We start from the raw sequence: 24703 nt of genomic DNA, 5'->3' as shown, positions 1-24703 counted from the left end.
ATTAATGACATTGCTGGTTTCCACAAGCGGAATACAACGCGGTCGTTCCACACGTCCAATTGCACGTAATGCATGTACACGTATGACAGCCAGCTGTTCCAGCTCCTGATACAGCTTCTTCTTCTAAACTCGAAATTTTACTTTTACTAAACGAAAGTTTCTTTAATGACTTTTTTTTCATGATTTAAAAATTTATGGTTATTAATGATCATCATTTGAATTACTGATGATTTTTGGATTTCTAAGCATGCTTTTTTAGATTAAATCCAAAAACAAGATACCTAATAATTGAGTTCAAAAAGTTGTCTTCTTCCGTATATTAGATGATTTAAGTTACTGAAAATGAGTAACAAATGGTTTTTTATTAAAGCAATTTTATACGTAAAAGCAAATTATATATTTGAATGTTTTTAACTTGTATTTTCTACCGTTGATACAAATACTCAAGAAGTTCATACCAAGAAAATGGTTGATTACAATTCATAAAGTTATTTGAAGATTTTTTTCGCTAATTTTACAGGATGCAAACAACCAACGCCAAGTTTCTCTTTTATAGTGCGATCATTTTAGCACTCTGCGTCGCATCTTGCGCAAAGCAACCAAAAGAAGAAAATTTTATCCCAACCAAAAACGCTTTTACAACAGATGCACATTATATTGATCCTGCAAATGCGCTATTATGTGAAGGTTTTGAAATCTGTGACGAAAACTATATCCTTCAATATTATAATCCGGAGCGGGCAACCTATAGCAAAGGTAAAAACGGATTGCGAAACTTTATCTTATCAAATTATAAAAACAAAAATTACACCGATTCTGGATACTTAAACATTCGCTTTATCATCAATTGCAAAGGCGAAGCTGGATGTTATGTGGTTCATGAAAACGATCTGAATTTAGCACCGAAAACATTCACAAAAGACCTAAAAGATCAATTGTTTGCGTTGACAACTCAATTAAAAAAATGGAATCCGAACTTTGTACATGACTTAGATCGCGATTCTTATATGTATATCTCTTATCGAATAGAAAATGGAAACATCACAGAAATTCTTCCTTAGTATATGTTTGCTAATTTTGGTGTGTTCTTGCGAAGACAATTCAAACCCAAAAGAGCAATCTATGGCATGTTTTCAGTACGGAATGTCAAACTATCAAGGAACACAAGAAAGCATTAACGCATTTGCAAAAGCCGTAGAATATGATCCTACGCATGCAGAATCGTGGCGCGAACTTTCGATTCCTTTTCTGAAACGCGGAATGCCAAGTTTGTGGAAAAAATATATAGACAAAGCTGTAGAATTCGATCCGATTGCCTGGCAAGGTTACAGAGGTTACAACTATTTATGGTTTTATCGCGATTATAAAAGTGCCATTGCCGATTTTGATGCAACTGATACACTTACGCCTAATTTTACAGATGCGCCACAAGGTCATAGCGTAGATTATTGGCGTGGAATTGCCTATTTAGGCTTGAAAGATTATAAAAATTGTATTGCCTATTTTGACAAACACATTCAAAAAGAAATTGACGAAAGTGGTGAAGATTGGGTAGAACATGAAGCGTTTTTATATCGTGGAATTGCACATTATGAAGCTGGAAATCTTGAAAAAGCACTAGAAAGCATCAATACATTGCTAAAATACAACTCTGATTTTGCGGATGCGAAATATTATAAAGCGCTTATCTTAACAATCGCATGTGAAAAATTACATCAAAAAATTTATTTTGACGCAATGTTGCGTAGCTCCACAATTCATGCAAATGAATTAAAACGAAAGCTTGGCAAGAAAAAAGAAGAAACTATAAAAATCATTGAAGAAGCAATTGAAAATTTCAACAATGGATATTCCGATCAACGTCCGTATGTTGAGACCATTCGTCAATTATATTTTGAAGATTATCAAATCCTGAAAGCTAAATTGGAATCGATGAATTAGATTTGTACTTTTAAAGGTACTAACCATCGAACATGCCAACGCAGAAAAAATCGCGCTTTACACGTTTCTTAATTTGGAGATATAAACATATTTCCAACAAGAACTTCATTTTTATATTGAGCATTCTCGTCGGATTAAGTTCTGGCTTGGTTGCGGTTACCATAAAAAATATCACGTTTTACATTCAAGCTTTGTTGGAAAATGTTATTATTTTTTCTAAAAATCAACTCTACTTTATATTACCCGTTGTAGGATTGCTTTTGGTGTATTTATTGGTGAAATTTGTTTTTAAAAAACAACCAGAACACGCTATTTCTTCTATTCTGTACGCGTTATCAAAACGCACAGGTATTATTGCAAATCACAAAATGTATTTACCATTAATTACTGCGCCGTTAACGGTTGGTTTTGGTGGTTCGGTAGGATTATTAGGTCCAGCAGTCGCTTCGGGTTCAGCGATAAGCGCAAATATTAGCAAGTTATTTCACATCAATAGTAAAACACGAATGCTCTTAATTGGTTGTGCTGCAGCTGGCGCCATTTCGTCCATCTTTAAATCACCGATCGCGGCAATTATTTTTGCGATTGAAGTCTTTAGTCTCGATTTAACATTAACATCGTTAATTCCGTTATTATTAGCTTCGGTTTCGGCAGTTGTGACTTCTTATTTTTTCTTGGGAAATGAAAACTTGTTCAATTTTAAACTCATAGAACAATTTCAACTGAGTGACATTCCTTTCTACATAGCACTAGGCATTGGAACAGCGTTTGCATCTATTTATTTTACAAAAATGCACTTTGCCATTACAAAAGTTTTTGAACGGTTTAAACGGAAACTACACAAGCTCATCTTTGGCGGATTGGCAATTGGTGTGATGTTGTATTTTATTCCACCGTTATACGGAGAAGGCTTAGGATTCGTTACGAGTCTACTCGATGGAAATCATATTGAAGCACTCGGAAAAACACCCGTAGACAATTACACAGAAAACATTTGGGTGGTCATTATATTATTGATCGGAATTACCATTTTTAAAGCTATTGCCATGACCACAACTTTTGCGGCTGGCGGTTCTGGTGGAATTTTCATTCCGACAATGGTGATGGGAAGTGCATTGGGAAATGTTGTGGCAAAAGTTATCAATCAATTTGGGTTTAATGTTTCGGAAGCAAATTTTACATTGGTTGGCATGGCAGGATTAATTGCTGGCGTTATTCATGCGCCGTTAACGGCAATTTTCTTAATTGCTGAAATTACTGGCGGCTACGATTTGTTTATTCCGTTGATGTTGACGTGTGCAATTTCGTTTTTAATCACGAAAAATGTATTGAATTATACCATTTACACACGTGAATTGTCGGAAACTGGCGAATTACTCACGCATAATAAAGATGAAACTGTATTAACTTTGATGGCTTTAGACAGTGTAATTGAGCAAAATTTTACTAAAATTCAACCCGAAATGACACTTGGAACAATGTTGCATGAAGCGGTTGCAAAATCGAGTCGAAATTTATTTCCTGTAGTGGATGAAGAAGAAAATTTAGTAGGTATTATTGTGTTGGATGATATTCGCGAATTTATGTTTGATACTTCTTTGTATGATTCATTATATGTTGACGATATTATGCACAATGCGCCCGATTATATCATTTATGAAAAAGACAATATGAAATCTGTAATGAAAAAATTTCAAGATAGCAGCGCCTGGAATTTGCCTGTGCTGAAAGATGAAAAATATTACGGATTCGTCTCAAAATCGAAATTATTAACGGCATATAGACGAAAGTTGATTAATTTTACGCGGTAGTTTTAAGCTATTTTATTTTTAAAAATAATAACTCATGAAATACATTCTCATCATATTACTTATCGCCTTAATCGGCGTTGGAATTTTTGCACATTACTACGAATTTCAAGAAGAAAACTTCGATCAAAAAGTAATTGGACTGTGTATTTTGACGTTTTCATTTATTTGGATGCCACTATTTATTTACTATCGATATAAGGATAAAAAAAAGGAAGATTTTATACTTTCAAACGATAAGTTGAAGGAAATGAACGACTTCGCTCGAAAAGAATAACATAAAAAACTCAAGATATTTGTTTAGGATATGCCATAAAAATGCTAACTTAGGTATCTATTAATTTTTATTTTTTATCACAAATGACTGGTACAGTTAAATTTTTTAATGAATCTAAAGGTTTTGGGTTCATTACCAACGAAGACACAGGAAGTGACATTTTTGTCCATATTTCTAACTTGAACGGCTTAGTTTTAAACGAAGGAGACCGAGTTTCTTACGAAGAAGAAGAAGGGCGAAAAGGAATGGTTGCCGCACAAGTACAAATTATTGAGTAGTACTTTTTTACAAACCAACTTTACAATTTCACGCGCAATCAACATTGCGCGTTTTTTATGGATTAAAATCTAAGTTTTGCAACCATAATCAGTACTAGAAATAACTTCTAATTTTTCAGCACTCAAGTTCTTCGATTGTAGTAATCATTTCCATTTCAACAAAAGACTGTAAAAAACGAACATACAAAACAGCTCTTATAGTTCGCTTTTTTGCTTCGTTCCAAGATTTCCTGCTCTTATTCCAAAATATTTAAGTCTTAAAGCATCTTTTTAGAATTGAGATCTTTTATTCTCCAATTTTGAACTGTCTAACGATATTGAATACGAAGTAGTTTATACCTAAAATTAAGTATCAATAGGCATTTAAGATGTAATCAAAAAAAATAATTGAGTAGCTACTATCAATTTTGATTATGAAATCGGATACCGAAAATCTTAAAAGAATTTTAACCAGAATTATTCACTTAAATTTTAGAAAACATGCAAGCAATTCCAGTAAAAGTTAAAAATGTAACCGTTTATGCCTACTTCAACCCTATTGAACCATTGGAAGAAGTGATCATCACAGGTGCTACAGGAACCTACAGCGTAGGTACATTAATGACCAATATATTTTATAACTTAGACCTTAATGCAGATGGAAAACGTCATAATCCATTAAATGTACATGGTAAATATTATGCTACAGGCGAGACGAGTGACGGAACTAAGTTTACGACACCTTGGATGTATTGTCTTGAAAATGACGCTACACCTACGTTTGGTAGAACAGTATCGATGTTACATTCAAAACATGATATACAAAATGCGACTATTAATAGTGCTGAAGCAGATCCGTCAGATTATATCACGCTTGGTCCACTAACTGATATCACGGTAAGTCAACTTTTTCCAGCTCCAGAAATTGGACAATTATTATTAATCGAAAATGGAAAAGGAAATATCATTGGAACACGAATTGGAACTCCACATTTAATGGGCGTTCAAGTAGACAGCGGTGATAGAGTAGGAAGACTAGTTGGAGGAATGAAAAATATCATCATAACCGCAAAAACTAAGGATGGAAAGCCCTTTTCACAAATCGGATTAACGACAATTTCGGCAGGCAAACCTGCAATCTTTTTAAGATTATTTCCTTAATAAATACTAAAATACTTTAGAAGGATAAAAAATTAATCCCAGTAGAGAAGTCTCTGCTGGGATTACTTATGCACTCAATATTTTTAATTAATTCAAGTTTCGTTTTTGAATAAAGAATTGTTTTAACAAACTAGAAGCTTCTTCTGCCATCACACCGCCCTTCATAACTGTTTTTGGATGTAATTTTGTATTTAGATGAATACATCCGCGATCTTCATCACGAGCGCCATATACAATGTTTGATATTTGACTCCAATACAACGCGCCTGCACACATTTGGCAAGGTTCCAACGTTACGTATAGCGTACATCTTTTGAGATATTTTCCGCCTAAAAAATTCGCGGCAGCTGTAATGGCTTGCATTTCGGCGTGCGCTGTTACGTCCGTAAGCGTTTCCGTAAGATTATGTCCGCGTGCAATAACTCTATTATCAATTACAATAACAGCACCTACAGGAACTTCGCCTTTTTCAAGCGCCATTTCCGCTTCCTGAAGCGCTTTTTTCATGAAATAGGTGTCGTCGTAGATATCTTCGAGTTTCATTGTCGTGTTATTATCTTGTAAAACTACTAAGATTTTAGTTAACCAATTGCAAAAATCGTAGTTTTGTAATTACGCATTCGCAAATGACAACACTACTTTCACATATCAATTCACCCAAAGATTTACGGAAACTTTCTAAAGAAGATTTGCCGAAGGTTGCACAAGAATTGCGCGCGTTTATTATTGATATTGTAGCTACGAAAGAAGGACATTTAGGCGCGAGTTTAGGCGTGGTAGAATTAACGATTGCATTGCATTATGTGTTTGACACGCCAAATGATTTGCTCGTTTGGGACGTTGGACATCAAGCATACGGGCATAAGATTTTAACGGAACGTAAGGATGTTTTTCATACAAATAGACGACGTAACGGCATTTCTGGCTTCCCAAAACGTGACGAAAGTGAATATGACACCTTTGGCGTTGGGCATTCGTCTACGGCGATTTCTGCAGCGTTAGGAATGGCAATTGCATCTAAACTTCAACAAGATTTCACAAAACAACATATTGCAGTCGTTGGCGATGCTTCTATTGCAAGCGGAATGGCGTTTGAAGCCATGAATCACGCGGGTGTTACGGACACGAATATTTTGATTATTCTGAATGATAACGCTATCGGAATTGATCCAAGTGTGGGTGCGTTGAAACTATATTTAACAAATGTTAAGAAAGGAACGCAAAAGCAAGACAATATTTTTGAAGCTTTAAATTTTGAGTATTCTGGACCGATTGACGGACACGATATTTTTGCCGTTGTTGCCGAATTGGAGCGTTTGAAAACGGTAAAAGGTCCAAAGTTTTTGCATGTTATTACGACGAAAGGAAAAGGCTTACAGCAAGCTGAAGATAATCAGGTAACGTATCATGCGCCTGGAAAATTTGATAAAGTTACGGGCGAATTAACGCCGAAAAACACCTCACATTTACCACCAAAGTTTCAAGATGTTTTTGGACATACGATTGTAGAACTCGCTAAAGAGAACGAAAAGATTGTCGGAATTACGCCCGCCATGCCAACTGGAAGTTCGTTAAAGTTTATGATGGATGAAATTCCTGAACGTGCTTTTGATGTCGGAATTGCGGAACAACACGCCGTTACATTGGCTGCTGGAATGGCTACACAAGGTTTGATTCCGTTTTGCAATGTGTATTCTACGTTTTTACAACGCGCATACGATCAGGTTATACATGATGTGGCTTTGCAGAATTTACCCGTAATTTTCTGTTTGGACAGAGCTGGATTGGTCGGGCAAGATGGTGCGACACATCACGGTGTGTTTGACTTGGCGTATTTACGTTGCGTTCCAAACCTTATCATTTTTGCGCCTTTGCATGAAGTTGCTTTGCGAAATATCATGTACACTGCACAACTTGGATTGAAACATCCAATTGCAATTCGTTATCCAAGAGGTCGCGGCGTGTTGCTCGATTGGAAACAACCTTTTGAACACATCCAAATTGGAAAAGGAATTTGTATTCAAGAAGGAACTGAAATTGCGGTACTTACTATTGGAGCTATTGGAAATACAATTATTAATATACTACAAGAAAATTCATTTTCCACCAAAGTGGCACAATACGATATGCAGTTTGTAAAACCATTGGACGAAACTTTGTTGCATCAAATATTTGAAAAGTTTGAAACAATTGTTACTGTTGAAGATGGTGTAATTACTGGTGGTTTTGGAAGCGCCATTGCGGAGTTTGCTTCACAATATACCTATACAAATAGACTACATATTAAAGGAATTCCCGATCGTTTTATTGAGCACGGAACTGTAGAAGAGTTGCATGAGGAATGTGGAATTTCTGAAAATGCTATGAAAGCGTTTTTGATTTCGTTGTTAGCTTAATTACTTCATATGCATCTCGACTGCGCTCGATGTGACATGTTCAATGTAAAAGTAACTCATCATCAAATTCATACATCTTCAAATTAACACATTGTCACATTAGTTGATAATTATTTTCTGCGTTTGAATGGTATTGTTTTGTTGAATTTTTAGAATGTATACACCAGAAGCGATATTGGAAAGATTGAAATTAGTCGTTGTATTTTTTGTTAGATTGATGGCTTGAAGGTTCACTTGTTGTCCAGCTAATGTATAGGTTGTAATTGTTGCTACACCGTTTTCATTCGCGCTAAGCGACATATTTCCATCAGAAATTGTTGGATAAATTTTGAATTGCTTTTCTGCGTTAGTTTCCGCAGTACTGAGCGTTCCTGATAAGAAAGTTCCAGTAAAGAATCCACGTCCGTGTGTGGTTGCTAAAACCGTATTATCGGAAGTGCGTAAGTCTAAATCGACTACAGTTACTTCGCGCATTCCATTGTCGGATCGTGTCCAAGTTGGCGCCATTGCATCAAAGTTTTGCGATCGCCAAACACCTAATTCGGTTCCAAGAATGACTTCTGATCCGCCAGCTAGTAACGGATTCATCAAAATGCATTTTACAGGTAAATCGGGTAAGTCTCCTTCTTTGTCACTCCAAGATGTTCCTTGATCTGGTGAACGCCAAACATTGCTCACGCCATAGTTATGAAACGTCACTAAGAGTTCGTTTTCGTTCATTCCAAATTCAATATCTGAAATACTTCCCACAAAATTTACATCGCTTATGTCTGTAAAGATTGGTGTTTCCGTGTGTGCATTTTCAATTTTGAGCAGTTTCCCGTTTTTTAATCCTGCGTATAATGTTTGTCCATCCGCCGAGATTTTTAATGCGGTTGGCCCATTGTTTAGTAATGGATCCGTCATTTCAAAGGTGGTTACGTTTCCGTTTCCGCCATTGACATTGGAATGTTTCCCTATTTGAAAAACGCCTAAAGAGGTTGATGCATTTGTGTATAAGACATTGTTTGTTTTGTCTAATTCGGCTGTGTTGACAAATTCGCCTTCGCGAAAGCTAAACGGATTGGTTTCAAAAGCAATGAAATATCCTTGATTGATGTCAAAAGAAGGATACGGAACATACGCATGGTTTAGAAACGGAAAAGAAATGATTGCATATCCTTCAGCTGCGTTAATTTCTGTATACGCGCCATCGCCTCCAATGATGGTTGAAAAATTGTTGATTCCAACTGTTGCATCAATCGCAGAGAGACTTCCATTATCTTGCGTTCCGCCAGCAATATCGTCACCATCTAGGATATCGTTTTGGGCAATTGCACCCGAATAGAATTGCGTAACGTTGTAGTCTTTGTTCCGAGCTTGAATCGCAGCGGCATCATTCACGGAAGTGGAAATATTGTCACTGAAATATATACCTCCATCATTTCCAATGATTGCATGATTGTTGTTGTTTGGTCGAAAAACAATTGCATGTTGATCTGGATGCACCAACGAAGCCGTGATATTCTGCAAACCACTATCATTTTTCCACTTAGAGATTTGATCCCAATTGGAGTTTGTCGTATTGTATTTGAACCAATCAATTCCACCAACATACAAGTTATCATTCGCGTCAGCTTCAATGACTAAGTCGTAAAATGCTTGACTTCGGGTGAAATCGGTTGCGGAGATTCCTGTATCGGCATCATTTGGTTCTTGTAGCGCATTTACGGTTGCAAAGTTGTCATCTGTAACGTACACATCTGCTTGTCTGTTCGTTTCTGTAAGAATCCAAAAAGTGCCTGGCGTTGTGGACGAAGGTTCTATTTCGGTACGTTTTGTGTTTGCGAATGTGTATTCTAAATTAAAGGTAATTCCATCGGAAGATGAATAGATATATCCGCCAGAATTGTTGAAGAAATCGCCTGTGGTTGCCAACCATATATTGTTGTTGCTATCGAGTTCGATGTCGTTTGGATTTTGATAGAGTACGCTGCTAGGATATTGAAGTGGAAATCGTGACCAATTGGTTCCGCCATTGGTAGATTTGTATAATCCACGTTGATGGAATCCTAAGAGATTGAATGGTGCTTGTGCATCTCGGTAAGAAGCACTTGCTATGGAAGCGTATAGTTCCGTTGTTCCATTGTTGTTTCTGGCAACTAAATCATTGATGTAGAATACACCATCAACATAGTATGAAGCACCATCAACAGATGATGTTCCAAAGTTTCCGCCATAGACTTGCTGCCAAGTTGTTCCGCCGTCGGTAGATTTGTAGATTCCGTTTCCAACACCATCACCACTTGAGTACGATTCGCCCGAACCTAAGTAGAGAATGTTTGCTGCATTTGGGTCTGCAATTAAAACCGTTACCGAAATGTTATCGGGCAATCCTGTAACTAATTGCCAAGAAGAGTTTGCGTCTGTGATGTTATCATTTACCCATAATCCGCCAGAAACACTTCCTGCAAAGACACGTGTGTAATCGTCTGCTGGATTTGCATTGTTGATGTCATTTGGATCGAATAGTATTGCGCGCGTGCGTCCACCCACATTGTTTGGACCTCTTTCCTCCCATAGATTGTCATTCGCATCACCAGGAGCACGTTTTTGTATGTTTTGTGAAAGTTCTTGTTGTAGTGTGAATAGTGTTTCAGGAGTTGGTCGTCCCAATCTAGGATTTATCGTCAATTCCCATTGCTGTTCAAAGTATGCGTTTGGTGGCAATCCTTGTTGTTTTCGTTCTGATCGTGATATGGTTTTTGAATTTTTGAACGGACTATTTTCTAAATGGTACGCGTGTTCTTTCTTGAGTGTTTCTTGAGAATCTATTACTTTACATACCTTTTTGCGATTACTACTTATATAATAGCCAATGATCGCTAGAAATAGTAGTAAATAAAATATCCTTTTCTTTTGTCTTCTGTCCATAGTTATAGATAAGTTTTCAAAGAGAAGGATATTTTATATGTTAGTTGCTAAAGTTATTATTATTCAATAATAATTTTAGTTGATTGTACAAAATCTTCTCCAGTTACTCTTAGAATATATAATCCTGAGCGTAAGTTATCTAAGTCAAAGTTAACTGTTCCTGTTAAGTTAACATCTTTAGAATATAAATTTCTTCCGTTGATGTCAAATATATGTACAGAAACATCACCTAAGCTTTTATTTGCTTGAATGCTGAAGTTTCCATTTGATGGATTTGGATATACAGAAAATGCATTGATTGTATCAAATTCACCAACACTAAGACTTGTATTGATTGCCAAGTTATCTATGATTACTCCTTCATTGTTTACGTTTTGATCCGTTACTAATACAAATCTAAAGATAACACTTGATTCATTATTTAATGCAGATAAGTTATAACTATATTCTTGCATTGTAGTGTTTGTTCCTGTCCATTGCGATCCAATACAAGCAAAACAATCTGTATTTCCTGAAGAGGCAGCTGTTCTGTCACTGTTATACCAGTTTGCATCAGCAGCCGTTCCTAATGTATTCCATGTGTTCCCACTATCTGTTGTATATTCTACGTATAGATAATCCCAGTTTTCTTCTATATCATACGCCATATCAAACACAATTTGAGGATTTGTCACTCCATTTAAGTCGTAACAGTCTGTTAGCAGGTAACTTCTTGTGTTTCCTACATAGTCTCCACTAAGGTTTGTTGCATATACTTCTCCAGTTAATGTAGTTGTTTCAAATACACTTCCTGTTTGGCTGTATGTTCCTCTAGTCCATAATTGTCCAGCTCCCTCAGAATAGGTGATTAAATCGTCATCTGTTGTTTCAAAATCATATACTTGTTGTACTGCTCCAATTTCATTTACGCGCAGTCTAAAGGTTTCTTGATTGTTAGTTGCGTTTCCATCATTAAATACTACAATCGTAAAACTAAATACTTTTAATCCCTTTGTTAATGTAATTACAGGAAGATCAATGTCTTGTATTGCTCCAACAGGAATGTTTCCAGTATACGTAAATGTATTTACAGGTCCGCCAGCAATTGTGTAGTTAATGTCTACACTTGTAATTGGCGTCGTAACACCTGCGTTTTCAACTCTAACTCTTGGGCTGTATGTATTTAATCCACAGTGAATTTCTGAATCTGAAACTGAAACCAATCTAGCGTCTGTTGCCAACGGAGTATAAACAGTTCCAACATTTACACCATGAAAAGCATCTTGTGTTGCAATTGCTTCAGGACTGTTAGATCCGTATAAGTTTATCGCTACTTCTACAGCTCCGTTTCTTGTGTCTAGAAATGTACTGTTTGGTGTTAAATAGTCTCTTTGTACTAAGTATGCAATTTCTTGTGCTTTTTGCATTCCAATTCCTGTGATATTGTATGCATCGAATGCATCGTTAAAACCTATTCCACCTTGTACTAATAAGTAAAACCAAAAGTTTAACACACCACTATTACTGTGTACACCACATTGGTCATTGGCATTACTTGGTGTTGGACAACCTGCTGTTGATGTTGGTCTCCAATTGTTTCCTTCGTAACTATCAGGATCTCCAAATAAGTTCGGATTGCTCATGCTACGAATTCCAATTCCATTGGGTACAATTTCTTCTCCAATTTGCCAAGTTTGAATATTTGGATTCAAGTCATCTCCATTTCCTTTTGCATAAAATTCAATAGCTGCTCCCCAAATATCTGCATAACCTTCATCTATTGCTCCAGATTCTCTAGCATATACTAAATTACCTGTAAATTGATCTATTCCGTGTCCAATTTCATGTGCACAAATGTCAATAGATGTTAAGGGTTCAACTCCTCCACCTCCATCACCATAGGACATCACTGCTCCGTTCCAAGCTGCATTTTGCCAGCTTCCTCCACCTTGTGGATTGGCAACATGTACGTAGCTTCTCATCGGAAAACCGTTTCCATCAATTCCGTCTCTACCTTGCACGTTCAACCAAAAGTCATACGATTGCATTGCTCCCCAATGTGCATCTAAAGCTGCATTGTCTAATCCTGGAAGCGTCCAAGTATTGTCAGCATCTGTAAATTCTGCGAAGTTATTTACATAACCTCCACCAAAAACAACATTTTGTGCATCTCTTGTAAATACATTTCTTGAGTCGTCATTTAATGTATATAATCCGCTAGTTTCTAAACGCGTTTCAATACTTCTTGATCCGCTATATCTTGTGTTTGCTGTTCCTGTAACAAAAGGCGCAGTTGTTGTTTTTCTAGCAACTAAGTTTGCTGGATCGTTTAACATTTCGCGACCTTCATTGTAGTAATGCTTGATTATTTTATTATTGAATAAAATTTGTCCGTTTTGTGCATCAACATATACTTCTCCTCTACTTACGGGCTGTGTTGCATATATGTCAAACTTGTATGCTAAGTTTAACAAACCTGAATACGTGTTCATTTCTGGAAGTAATACCAATTCGCCTGTTGGTTTTGAGTAGTTCATTGCAGCTGCTTCCGCTGGATTTGACCATAAGTATTGTTGTGCTCCAACATACGCTTTTGCTTTTTCAAAGGCTTCTTGTGGTGATAATGTTGGTGAAAGATTTACACCAAGTGCATTATACAGTTCTCCATTGATACTTTTTACTGCATTGTTTTTAGCGTGAACTATTATCGTTCCAAATTCTACTTTGATTCCGTTGTAATATTGTTGCATTTTTTCATGCTGCATTCCTGTTCTGTCTTGATTGACAATTGTACTTTGGAATGTGTTGTTTTCATCTAAGTTAAACTTCTGTAAAAATTGTGTTGTTGCTTCTGCAGAAGATACTTCTTTTGTGAACTTGATTCTTTTGTTGACTGATACTTCATCTTGTGCGCTTACTTGCAATACGAATGCTGCACAAAAAAGTAGTAATCCTGTTTTAATGTAATTTGAGTACATATGAGTAATGGGTTAAGTGGCTAAAATAATAAAATTATAATGTTTTGGCTGTGAGCTTATTAAATAAGATTACCGCTTGACTATCTGATAGTCTAGATATGAAATTGGTAATGTTCATCAACCTTTTATACAAATGGTCAGTAGCATAGTCTACATTTTCCGGTAAAACTTTCAAAATTAATTTGTCATAGTTAGAAAGAGAGTCACTGTGGTAATTCTTTGTGGCAGTGATAAATGTATCTAGCAAATGTTGCAATACATGATATCCTGTAATTTCTTTTTCTATGACTTCATCACTTTTGTATATCTTCTCAACACTGATTTTGATAATATCATCAATTTGTGCTTTGTATTTACTTTTTTCCATTAATCCAACGGAAAAGTTTCCTTCACGAATGGCTTCTTCATTTTCCAAGAAGATTCGCGCAGCATCATTGATAAGTGTGTTAATTGATAAGGCTCTTAGATAACTTAAACGATCTTCTCGATGTTGTAATAAGTTATACTTTTCTGTCTGAATGGTATCTCTTACCAAATTGATTAAGTATTCCAATGCGTATTCTTCTTGAATTAATCCAAGATTGATACCATCTTCAAAATCAATTATTGTGTAACAAATATCATCGGCAGCTTCTACCAAGAATGTGAGTGGATGTCGCGCATAACGAATATCTTCGCCTTCACCGTATGTTCGCAAGCCTAATTCGTTGGCTACATCTGTAAAAGCATCTTTGTCAGATTGAAAAATTCCGTATTTCTTATCCGCAATGTGACTGGTTGGTTTTTTTGGCAATGATTGTTTCGGATACTTCATAAAAGCACCTAACGTAGCATAGCTTAGTCGTAAACTTCCAGCAACACCTTTACGGTTTTCGGTTAAAATTTTAAATCCGTTCGCGTTTCCTTCAAAATCACATAAATCTTGATATTCTTTTGGAGTTAGTTGTGATTGAAATTGTGTTCCTTTTCCAATTTTAAAATACTCTCCAATAGCTTTTTCTCCTGAGTGTCCAAATGGCGGATTTCCAATGTCGTGTGCCAATGCTGCCGCAGCAACAATAGCACCGAAATCATTGAATTGAAATCCGTGAACTTCTTTGAGATGTGGATATTTTTCTAGGAGTTTTGTTCCAACTGTTCGCCCTAAACTTCTTCCTACTACCGACACTTCCAAACTGTGCGTTAGTCGTGTGTGTACAAAATCTGTTTTGGATAACGGGACAACTTGTGTTTTGTCCTGCAAGCTGCGAAAAGCAGACGAAAAAATTACCCGATCATAATCTACTTCAAAGCCCAATCTGGTCTCATCTTGTTCTTTACGTAGTCGTTTGTGGGTGTCCCCGTAACGTTTTAAAGAGAGTAATTGTTCCCAATTCATTAGTAAATAGCATTTTTTTCTTTGCAATATACTACATAAATCATAGAAATCCCACCGAAGACCATTACTTGACGCTATATTGCTGTTTATGAGGGGAAAAGCATGTTGATTATTTAACCCATAATTAACATTAACTTAACCATAAACATCTTTATTTGCGCTTTAAACAACACAGATTTAACTATTTAATTATTTAGTTTTAATCACTTTTTCTAGTTTTTTTCATAACTGAGAAGTGATTTTTTTTAAAATGAAAAAATGAATAACATAAAATTACTATTAAGCTCAATTCTTTTATTTTCCTTTTGTATTGCACAAGCTCAAGAAATAGAAGCACCTAAATTTGGAAAAGGTATTTTAAACATTAAAGGAAAAGATAGCACTTGGAGCATGAATGTTTCTGCTAGAATGCAATTTCTAGGAATTTCTCAATGGGAAAGTGAAGACGGAAACCTCATAAATCCAGAAGCAAATTTTTTAATTCGAAGAGCGCGTTTAAAACTCAAAGGATTCGCCTTTTCTCCTAAACTTCAATATAAAGTTGAGTTAGGTTTGTCTAATAGAGATATTGGAGGAGCTTCACAATTTACGAACAATGCACCACGCTATATTTTGGATGCAGTTTTAAAATGGAATTTTCACAAAAACTTCACCTTATGGTTAGGGCAAACTAAGTTACCTGGAAACAGAGAACGTGTTATTTCTTCTGGAGATTTATCATTGGTTGATCGTTCGTTAGTAAATAGTCGATTTAATATAGATCGAGATATGGGAATTCAATTGAGACACCATTTTAAGCTTTCTAAAAACTTTATTGTTAGAGAAATGCTATCAATTTCGCAAGGAGAAGGAAGAAACGTAACTACCGGAAATCTTGGTGGACACCAATATACTGGAAGAATAGAGATGCTTCCTTTTGGTAATTTTCAAGGAAAAGGTGATTATGTAGGAAGTGATTTGAAAAGAGAAGAAGATTTTAAAGCAGCCATTGGAGTTACTTACGATTTTAACAATAATGCCGTTAAAAACAGAAGCAACCTTGGTTCTTATATGGAAACAGATATTGGTTTTTATGAAACAAACATCAACACATTTTTTGTGGATGCCATGATAAAGTACAAAGGATTTTCATTTATGGGGGAATATGCAGATAGAGATGCAAAAGATCCTATTGCTAAAAATTCTGATGGAACCGAAACTGGAGATGTTGTTCAAATAGGAAGCGGATTCAATCTTCAAGCTGGGTATTTATTTAAAAACAATTATGAGGTTACAGGACGTTATACCCATATCGATCTTGATAAAAACATCACAGGAAAAGGGCTAGAACAGCAATATACTTTAGGTGTTTCTAAGTTTATTGTGGGTCACAAATTAAAAATTCAAACGGATGTTAGTTACTTATCAAAAGAAAGTAGCAACAATCAATTAATGTATCGATTACAATTTGATATTCATTTCTAAAAGAAGATATAACCTTTAGGTAACATTCACCTTGAGGACACTATTGATATTTGCATATTATTTTTAAACACATATTATGGAGAACATTTACTTTTATATGATCATTGCCCTTGCTATTTTGGCTGTTGCCGATTTAGTAGTCGGTGTAAGTAATGATGCGGTAAATTTTTTAAATTCTGCAATAGGTTCTAAAGCGATTTCTTTTAGAACACTTATGATTGTAGCAAGTATTGGAGTTACTATTGGTGCCGTTTTTTCAAGCGGATTAATGGAAGTAGCTCGGAAAGGAATTTTCAATCCTGGCGAATTTATGTTTGAAGAGATCATGATTATCTTCATGGCAGTAATGATTACAGACATCCTACTGCTCGATTTCTTTAATTCTATAGGATTGCCCACATCAACAACAGTTTCTATTGTATTTGAATTATTAGGAGCTTCAGTAGCTATGGCATTGATAAAAATTGGTGCTACAGATGGCGAATCTTTTTCAAGCCTAACAAAATATATTAATACAGAAACAGCAACATGGATCATATTTGGAATTATCCTCTCGGTCTTTGTCGCCTTTACCGTAGGTGCCGTTGTACAATGGGTTTCCAGACTTATCTTATCGTATAACTTTGAGCAAAAAGCAAAATGGGTTGGCGCATTGTTTGGCGGAATTGCTTTGACAGCTATTACCTATTTCATTTTCATGAAAGGAATCAAAGGAACTAACTATGCAAAATCTATTGTAGATGTTTTATATACTGGTTCTGCAGACGGATTATTAGCTTGGGGAAATGAATACTTTGGCGCTTCTTATGAAACTGTAAAAGAATTAGCAAAAGAAAATAAGAATTTTATAAAAGTTGATACTAATGCAGGATCTGCTTCCATAACGTTACGAGGTTTTCTTGAAATATATGTACTTCCTATTGTTGGATTGAGTTTAGTTTTTTGGTCATTATTATCTTATGTCCTAACGAATTTCTTCAAAACCAACATTTATAAGCTTATTATCGTAGTAGGTACGTTTGCACTAGCACTAGCTTTTGCAGGAAACGATTTAGTGAATTTTATAGGACCATCAACAGGTGCTTACCAAGCATATTTAGACTTTATTGACCCTACAGTGAATACACTTGGATTATCAGCCGATAATTTTCCAATGGATAGTTTGGGTAAAAAAGTAACCACTCCTACATTTCTTTTAGTCGCTGCCGGATTAATTATGGTAGTTACATTATGGTTTTCAACAAAAGCTAAAAACGTAGTAAAAACATCTTTAGATTTATCGAGTCAAGGAGAAACTAAGGAGCGTTTTCAACCAAACTTTTTATCTAGAGGATTTGTTAGAATGGCGCTAGCAATGTCTAAAATGACTTCTTATATCTTACCAGAATCATGGCAAGCAAAAATAGAGAAGCAATTTGAAACACCTGTAATTACATTAACGAAGGATAAAACGTATGAAATGCCAGCTTTTGATATGGTAAGAGCCGCCGTAAACTTAATGGTTGCTGCCGTTTTAATTTCTTTCGCTACATCTTTAGGACTTCCGTTATCTACAACCTATGTAACCTTTATGGTTGCCATGGGTACATCTTTAGCCGATAGAGCTTGGGGCGCAGAAAGTGCTGTGTATAGAGTTGCCGGTGTATTAAATGTAATTGGTGGTTGGTTCTTTACCGCACTAAGCGCATTTACTGCTGCTGGGTTAGTAGCCTACTTATTAAACTTGAATTTAAAAGTAATGTTTCCTATACTACTTGTTGTCGCTATTGGATTACTCGTAAGAAGTACTATTGTTTATAACAAAAAATCTAAAGAATCTAAAGCAGAAGATCATTTAAACAAAGCAGAAAGTAGCTCCGTACAAGGTGTTATACATGAAAGTGCTGACAATATTGCCAATGTTGTAAAACGTGGGAATAGAATTTACACAAATGCCATCAACGGATTGGCGAAGCAAGATTTAGCAATGCTGAAGAAGAATAAAAAGAATATCGTAAAGCTTTCTACTGAAATTGATGAATTGCGAGATAATATCTTTTACTTCATCAAAAACCTTGACGAATCAAGTTTAGGTGCAAGTGATTTCTATATCAACATTTTAGGGTATTTACAAGACATGACACAATCGTTAGAGTATATTTCTAAAGTAAGTCATAAGCATGTCAATAACAATCACAAGAAATTAAAATTCAACCAGATTAAAGAATTAAAGCAGGTTGATGAAGCATTAGAAGATTTATTTAACAAGACAAAAATTGCGTTCGACTCAAGATCATTTGAGCAAATTGGCGATATCTTAAATAATAAAAAACAAGTTTTCGATTTAGTTTCTCAGAAGATTCAAGTACAAGTAGCTCGAACACGAACTGAAGAATCAAGTCCTAAGAATACAACATTATACTTTAGTTTATTATTAGAGACGAAAGATTTACTAAATGCAACTATGAATCTTTTAGAAGAATATCATAATGCGCATGATGCGACTGTAAAACCTGCAACAATTGCTGTTGAAGAAGATACTACAACTCAAGAAGTATTAAAAGAGAAAACGAAAGAGGTAAAAACAACGGAAGTTGAAAAACCTGTCTCAGATACACCTGAAGCAAAAACGAAAGAGGTAAAAACAACAGAAGTTGAAAAACCAATCTCGGATACACCTGAAGCAAAGCCAACAAAGGAATCAAAACCTGATGCGGACGAAGCTTCAAGCAAAGAAGAATAGCAGTAAATAACATAAGTATTAAAAAAACACAGCCTTTAGCTGTGTTTTTTTGTCTTATCTGAGATTTGATTAGCCACTATCTTATAAAAACTGTAACGGTTTTTTTAGGAAGGGTCATTACCGTTATTAAAAAGCGGATCTTTTTTCCCATAAAGTAATTCAGCGATTTCAATAAATTTTTTTATCATATCATTCACATTATCGCTATCATTAACTAAAGAAGAGGCCATATCTACTGTAATTAAATCTTCTCGAATAAGTTTATCCATATCCAAGTTTCCTTTATGGAAACTCTCCTTGGCCTCTTCACCTAGCTTTAATAGTGTTTGATGATATTTTAAATTATCCTTCTCTGTTCTAAATAGATGAATAACTCGCAAAACTTTGGCTACCTTCTTTCTTAATTTATCATACTCTTTTTGAATATATTTATTATCAGAATTTAAATATAATGTTATATTTCTACTTAATTCTTTAACGTCTCTTATGATCTCAACCATTTTCCTGTTTGCTATTTTTATTTCAGTAATTTGATTGTTTTGATCTTCATTTAAATCTAAGGCACTTTGTGCTTTTGTAGCATAACTAATAATCTCACCATAAATGTGTTTCACTTTAGTTGCATATAATTCTCTTATATCAGTTTCAAAAAGAATATTAGATTTCTTTATTACTTTCTTCAATTTTAAATCAGATTTAATATCCTCCCGATGAATGTTTAGCGCATGAGATACAATCTCAAAAATGGCATTCTTATATAAATATTTTGATTCTTTTACCAACGTTGCTATTGCAGTTTCAGGATACTTTAACTCCACTTTGTTTAAGAATTTAGGCTCATCAATTTCTTTTTCTGGTAATAATTTAACAGGGATATAGCGCTCCACTAATTTTGCAATTGGATGGATAAACCAAACCAATAAAAAAGTGTTAAAAATATTAAACATAGTATGAAATAGTGAAATTGCTACAGGAATGGCTGCAGCATTTGCATATGGCGAATCTGATCCTAAATACGTAGTAAACCAACTAATAAATCGTAAGAAAGGATAAAATAGAATAAGCACCCAAAGAACACCTATTAAATTAAAAACCAAATGTGCTCTAGCAGTACGTTTTGCTTGATAATTAGCAATTATTGCTGCTAAATTAGCCGTAATAGTGGTTCCTACATTTTCCCCTAAAACCATTGCTGCTGCTAACTCAAATGGAATCCATCCTTGCGCAGTCATGATTAAAGTTAAAGCCATAGTAGCACTAGAGGACTGTATCACTACTGTTAAAACGGTTCCTATAAAAAGAAATAATAAAATAGATAAATAACCAAGATCTGTATACTGTGATAAGAAACTTAGCATCTCTGGATTGTTTTTTAAATCTGGCATAGCCTCTTTTAAAAACTGAAGACCTATAAACAATAATGCAAATCCAATAATGAAATTTCCCCAATTATGATATTGTTCTTTCTTCAAAAAAGTAAATGCAAAACCAAACCCTATAAGTGGTAACGCAATGGCACTCATACTTACTTTAAATCCTAATATAGTAATAAGCCAAGCTGTTATTGTGGTTCCTATATTTGCTCCCATAATAACACTAATAGATTCTACAAGTGTTAATAATCCAGCATTAGAGAAGCTAACCACCATAAGAGTAGTTGCTGAAGACGATTGAATAATAGAAGTGATTAAAAAACCTGTAAAGATGCCTAAAAACCTATTGGAAGTCATTTTAGCTAGAATAGAGCGCATTTTGTTTCCAGCCAATTTTAATAGCGCATCACTCATCACTTTCATTCCGAAAAGGAATAATCCTAAAGCGCCTATTAGTTGCAGAATATCATAAAACCCGTATTCCATATATTAATTTGCTAACCATAAATAATTCAATTAAAGTAGTTATTTGAAAATTTAAAAACAAATGCCTTCTTACTGAGACTATTAATCTATACTATTTAAAAGGCATTAATACACATAAATTAAATGGCTATCTATATAATTTTTATCTTAGGCTTTTAATTTTACAATAAACACTATGAAAAAACGACTACTAATAGCGATACTATTCATTTTTACATATACTAATTGTGTCATAAGTCAAGAACTTACTGGGCAACAATTACTAGAAAAAGCGATTCAATATCATGATCCTAATGCAAATTGGGAAACGTTCAACGGAACTTTAAACGTTACGATGGAAACTCCTAAAAATGAACCGCGTTTGAGTACCATCAAAATAAATTTACCACAAGAATATTTTTATGTAAAAGCTACACGCGATGCGAAAACGACTGAATACACGGTTGAAAAAGATAGTTGTGTAATTGCTTTTAATGGTAAAACAAATATTTCTGAGGAAACTGCTAACAAGAATAATCTCAATTGCGAGCGTGCCAATTTATACAAAAACTACTATACGTATTTGTACGGTTTGCCAATGAAATTGAAAGATGAAGGCACCATGATTGATCCGAAAGTCACAAAGAAAACCTTTAAAGGAAAGGAATATTTAGTGCTAAAAGTAACCTACGCAGAAACCGTTGGAAAAGATACGTGGTACTTTTATTTTGATCCAAAAACCTACGCGATGGAAGTGTATCAATTTTTTAAAGATGAATCTAAAAATGATGGAGAATACATTCTATTAACAGAAGAAGCTGTCATTAATGATATTAAAATGCCGAAAAAACGCGCTTGGTATTACAACAAAGATGATGGATATTTAGGAACGGATATTCTAGGAAACTAGATCGCTGACGCTTTTAGACTTGCTTTGATGGTTAGACTTTTTGGACAGTTAGAAATTTTACGAAACGTCACTTCAAACACATCAAACAATCTAAGAAGTCCAAAAATCTAAAAAAGGGAACGTTTATTACAAACGTTCCCTTTTTCTTTATTAATTATAGTATCTAAATTAAGAACCACACATTAAGCAATCGTCATCTTGACCTTCTTTTGCTCGTGCAATCATTTCCTTCATTTCTTCTGCCGTTAAAGGCTCCACAGCAACTGGTGTTTCTGCAATTGGTGCTGGCTTTGCTCCTACAACTTCTGCTGCTACTGTTGTTGCAGCTTCAACCGCTACAGGTTCTTTTTTTGCTGCTTTACTTACCGTAAACTTAATGGCATCTACTGCCGATTTTGTACGTAAGTAATACATTCCTGTTTTCAATCCAGATTTCCATGCATAGAAGTGCATAGACGTTAATTTCGCCATCGTTGCGCCTTCCATAAACAAGTTCAATGATTGTGATTGATCAATGAAATATCCTCTGTGACGAGACATGTCAATGATATCTTTCATGCTCAATTCCCAAACTGTTTTGTACAATTCTTTAATGTCCTGTGGAATATTTTCAATATGTTGAACAGATCCGTTTGCACGCATTAACTGCTGCTTTAAATCTTCTGTCCATAAGCCTAAGTTTACTAAATCTTCTAGTAAATGCTTGTTCACCACAATGAATTCTCCTGAAAGTACTCTACGTGTATAAATGTTTGATGTATATGGTTCAAAACATTCGTTGTTTCCAAGAATCTGAGAGGTAGAAGCTGTTGGCATTGGCGCTACTAATAACGAGTTACGCACACCATTTTTTAGCACTTCTTTACGCAGTTGTCCCCAATCCCAACGTCCGCTTAATTCTTCATCTTTAATTCCCCATAAGTTATGTTGGAATTCTCCTTTTGATATTGGCGAACCTTTGTATGTTTGGTATGGACCTTCTTCAATTGCCAATTCCATAGAAGCTGTTACTGCTGCGAAATACAATGTTTCAAAGATTTCTTGGTTCAGTTTCTTTGCTTCATCCGATGTAAATGGCATTCTTAATCTAATGAATGTATCTGCCAATCCTTGTACACCTAATCCAATTGGACGGTGACGGAAATTTGAATTTTCCGCTTCTTTTACAGGATAGTAGTTTCTATCAATCACTTTGTTTAAATTCTTGGTTACACGTTTGGTAACTTTGAATAATTCTTCGTGATCAAATTCTTTTCCTTTTATATACATTGGCAATGCAATCGAAGCCAAGTTACAAACTGCTACTTCATCAGGAGAAGTATACTCCATGATTTCTGTACATAAGTTTGAAGAACGAATTGTTCCTAAATTCTTTTGATTCGATTTGCGGTTTGCTGCATCTTTATACAGCATATACGGCGTTCCTGTTTCAATTTGAGATTCTAGGATTTTCTCCCACAATTCACGCGCCCTGATTGTTTTTCTTCCTTTTCCTGCTGATTCATACTTTAAGTATAATTCTTCAAACTCTTCACTGTGTACGTTGAACAAGTTTGGACATTCATTTGGACACATTAACGTCCAAGAACCATCTTCCTCAACTCTTTTCATGAATAAATCTGGAATCCACATTGCGTAAAATAAATCACGTGCACGCATTTCTTCTTTCCCATGATTTTTCTTTAAATCTAAGAAATCGAAAATATCTGCATGCCATGGTTCTATGTATATTGCAAACGAACCTTTACGTTTTCCTCCACCTTGATCTACATAACGCGCAGTGTCATTATATACCTGTAACATTGGTACAATTCCATTACTTGTTCCGTTAGTTCCTGCAATATATGAACCTGTAGCACGAACATTGTGAATAGACAAACCTATTCCGCCTGCAGATTGAGAGATTTTCGCCGTTTGTTTTAAAGTATCGTAGATTCCGTCAATACTATCATCTTTCATTGCTAATAAGAAACATGATGACATTTGCGGTTTTGGAGTTCCTGAGTTGAATAACGTTGGCGTTGCATGTGTAAAGTATTTTTTAGACATTAACTCGTACGTTTCAATGGCAGCATCCAAATCATCTAAATGGATTCCGATAGAAACGCGCATCAACATGTGTTGTGGACGTTCTGCTATTTTTCCATTTAATTTTAATAAGTATGAACGCTCCAAGGTTTTAAATCCGAAGTAATCGTACCCAAAATCACGGTTATAGATAATGGTAGAATCTAAACGATCTGCATTGTCCATAATTACCTTATATACCTCATCTGATAAAAGAGGTGCTTTTTTTCCATTTCTTGGATTTACATATTCATATAAATCCACCATCGCTTCTGAAAACGACTTTTTGGTATTTTTGTGTAAGTTAGATACAGAAATACGCGCAGCCAATCGAGCATAATCGGGATGTGTAGTAGTCATCGTGGCGGCAATTTCTGCTGCCAAGTTATCTAATTCTGAAGTGGTAACTCCATCGTATAATCCTTCAATAACACGTACTGCTACTTTTACAGGATCTACCAAATCGTTTAAGCCATAGCATAACTTTCTCACTCGTGAAGTGATCTTGTCAAACATCATAGGCTCTTTTCTTCCGTCTCTTTTTACTACAAACATATGCGCGTCTACTTTTTTATTTTTCCTGACTCTCGTTCAGAAAAGGGGTTAGTTGTTTC

Annotated in this window: 17 protein-coding genes; 10 read left to right on the top strand and 7 right to left on the bottom strand. The window is 35.2% G+C overall.

The features are described from left to right. Position 1: 1 nt before the first annotated feature. Complete coding sequence (locus H2O64_RS06245; RefSeq protein WP_187561309.1) at positions 2–181, bottom strand: class I lanthipeptide; 180 nt, start codon at positions 179–181, stop codon at positions 2–4. Positions 182–521: 340 nt separating this feature from the next. Here H2O64_RS06245 and H2O64_RS06240 point away from each other — a divergent pair, with 340 nt between their 5' ends. The 6 genes from H2O64_RS06240 (at position 522) to H2O64_RS06215 (ending at position 5444) form a co-directional block, all read left to right on the top strand. Then, the gene (locus tag H2O64_RS06240) at positions 522–1061 is read left to right on the top strand and encodes a hypothetical protein (RefSeq protein ID WP_187561308.1); all 540 of its coding nucleotides are present in this window, start codon (positions 522–524) and stop codon (positions 1059–1061) included. Next, positions 1033–1941: a tetratricopeptide repeat protein gene (locus H2O64_RS06235; RefSeq protein ID WP_187561307.1), complete on the top strand. Its 909-nt coding sequence runs from the start codon at positions 1033–1035 to the stop codon at positions 1939–1941. Before H2O64_RS06240 ends, H2O64_RS06235 begins: the two co-directional genes overlap by 29 nt. Before the next feature lie 32 nt (positions 1942–1973). Further along, positions 1974–3752, top strand: coding sequence for a chloride channel protein (locus H2O64_RS06230; RefSeq protein WP_187561306.1), 1779 nt, complete (start codon positions 1974–1976; stop codon positions 3750–3752). Between the two features lie 34 nt (positions 3753–3786). Further along, positions 3787–4026, top strand: coding sequence for a hypothetical protein (locus H2O64_RS06225; protein ID WP_187561305.1), 240 nt, complete (start codon positions 3787–3789; stop codon positions 4024–4026). 83 nt (positions 4027–4109) lie between these two features. Beyond that, positions 4110–4304, top strand: coding sequence for a cold-shock protein (locus tag H2O64_RS06220; protein ID WP_187561304.1), 195 nt, complete (start codon positions 4110–4112; stop codon positions 4302–4304). 480 nt (positions 4305–4784) lie between these two features. Further along, positions 4785–5444, top strand: coding sequence for a hypothetical protein (locus H2O64_RS06215; RefSeq protein ID WP_187561303.1), 660 nt, complete (start codon positions 4785–4787; stop codon positions 5442–5444). A gap of 87 nt (positions 5445–5531) precedes the next feature. Here the strand turns inward: H2O64_RS06215 and H2O64_RS06210 are convergent, their stop codons facing one another. Continuing rightward, the gene (locus H2O64_RS06210) at positions 5532–5987 is read right to left on the bottom strand and encodes a nucleoside deaminase (protein ID WP_187561302.1); all 456 of its coding nucleotides are present in this window, start codon (positions 5985–5987) and stop codon (positions 5532–5534) included. Between the two features lie 83 nt (positions 5988–6070). Here H2O64_RS06210 and H2O64_RS06205 point away from each other — a divergent pair, with 83 nt between their 5' ends. After that, entirely contained in the window at positions 6071–7840 is a 1770-nt protein-coding gene (locus H2O64_RS06205; RefSeq protein WP_187561301.1) for a 1-deoxy-D-xylulose-5-phosphate synthase, read from the top strand. A 99-nt stretch (positions 7841–7939) separates the two neighbouring features. Here the strand turns inward: H2O64_RS06205 and H2O64_RS06200 are convergent, their stop codons facing one another. From H2O64_RS06200 to H2O64_RS06190, 3 genes are read right to left on the bottom strand one after another with little or no spacing between them, the layout of a single operon-like run. Further along, positions 7940–10753: a sialidase family protein gene (locus tag H2O64_RS06200; protein WP_187561300.1), complete on the bottom strand. Its 2814-nt coding sequence runs from the start codon at positions 10751–10753 to the stop codon at positions 7940–7942. Between the two features lie 59 nt (positions 10754–10812). Next, positions 10813–13710, bottom strand: coding sequence for a M4 family metallopeptidase (locus H2O64_RS06195; protein ID WP_187561299.1), 2898 nt, complete (start codon positions 13708–13710; stop codon positions 10813–10815). 34 nt (positions 13711–13744) lie between these two features. Then, the gene (locus H2O64_RS06190) at positions 13745–15088 is read right to left on the bottom strand and encodes a deoxyguanosinetriphosphate triphosphohydrolase (protein ID WP_187561298.1); all 1344 of its coding nucleotides are present in this window, start codon (positions 15086–15088) and stop codon (positions 13745–13747) included. A 258-nt stretch (positions 15089–15346) separates the two neighbouring features. On the opposite strand from H2O64_RS06190, the gene H2O64_RS06185 reads away from it, so the two are divergent. Next, positions 15347–16552, top strand: a complete 1206-nt coding sequence (locus H2O64_RS06185) for a porin (protein ID WP_187561297.1) — start codon at positions 15347–15349, stop codon at positions 16550–16552. 76 nt (positions 16553–16628) lie between these two features. Then, entirely contained in the window at positions 16629–19274 is a 2646-nt protein-coding gene (locus H2O64_RS06180) for an inorganic phosphate transporter (protein ID WP_235982789.1), read from the top strand. A gap of 104 nt (positions 19275–19378) precedes the next feature. Here H2O64_RS06180 and H2O64_RS06175 read toward each other — a convergent pair whose 3' ends face one another. After that, the gene (locus tag H2O64_RS06175) at positions 19379–21133 is read right to left on the bottom strand and encodes a Na/Pi cotransporter family protein (protein WP_187561296.1); all 1755 of its coding nucleotides are present in this window, start codon (positions 21131–21133) and stop codon (positions 19379–19381) included. 175 nt (positions 21134–21308) lie between these two features. Here H2O64_RS06175 and H2O64_RS06170 point away from each other — a divergent pair, with 175 nt between their 5' ends. Next, a complete protein-coding gene (locus tag H2O64_RS06170) occupies positions 21309–22022 on the top strand; it encodes a DUF6503 family protein (RefSeq protein ID WP_187561295.1) in 714 nt (237 codons plus the stop codon). 168 nt (positions 22023–22190) lie between these two features. On the opposite strand, the gene H2O64_RS06165 is transcribed toward H2O64_RS06170, so the two are convergent. After that, positions 22191–24644: a ribonucleoside-diphosphate reductase subunit alpha gene (locus H2O64_RS06165; RefSeq protein ID WP_187561294.1), complete on the bottom strand. Its 2454-nt coding sequence runs from the start codon at positions 24642–24644 to the stop codon at positions 22191–22193. Positions 24645–24703 lie beyond the last annotated feature (59 nt).

Origin of the sequence: Kordia aestuariivivens (assembly GCF_014397005.1) — a bacterium.
GTDB classification, from domain to species: Bacteria; Bacteroidota; Bacteroidia; order Flavobacteriales; family Flavobacteriaceae; genus Kordia; species Kordia aestuariivivens.
This window is presented reverse-complemented; position numbering and strand designations above follow the sequence as displayed.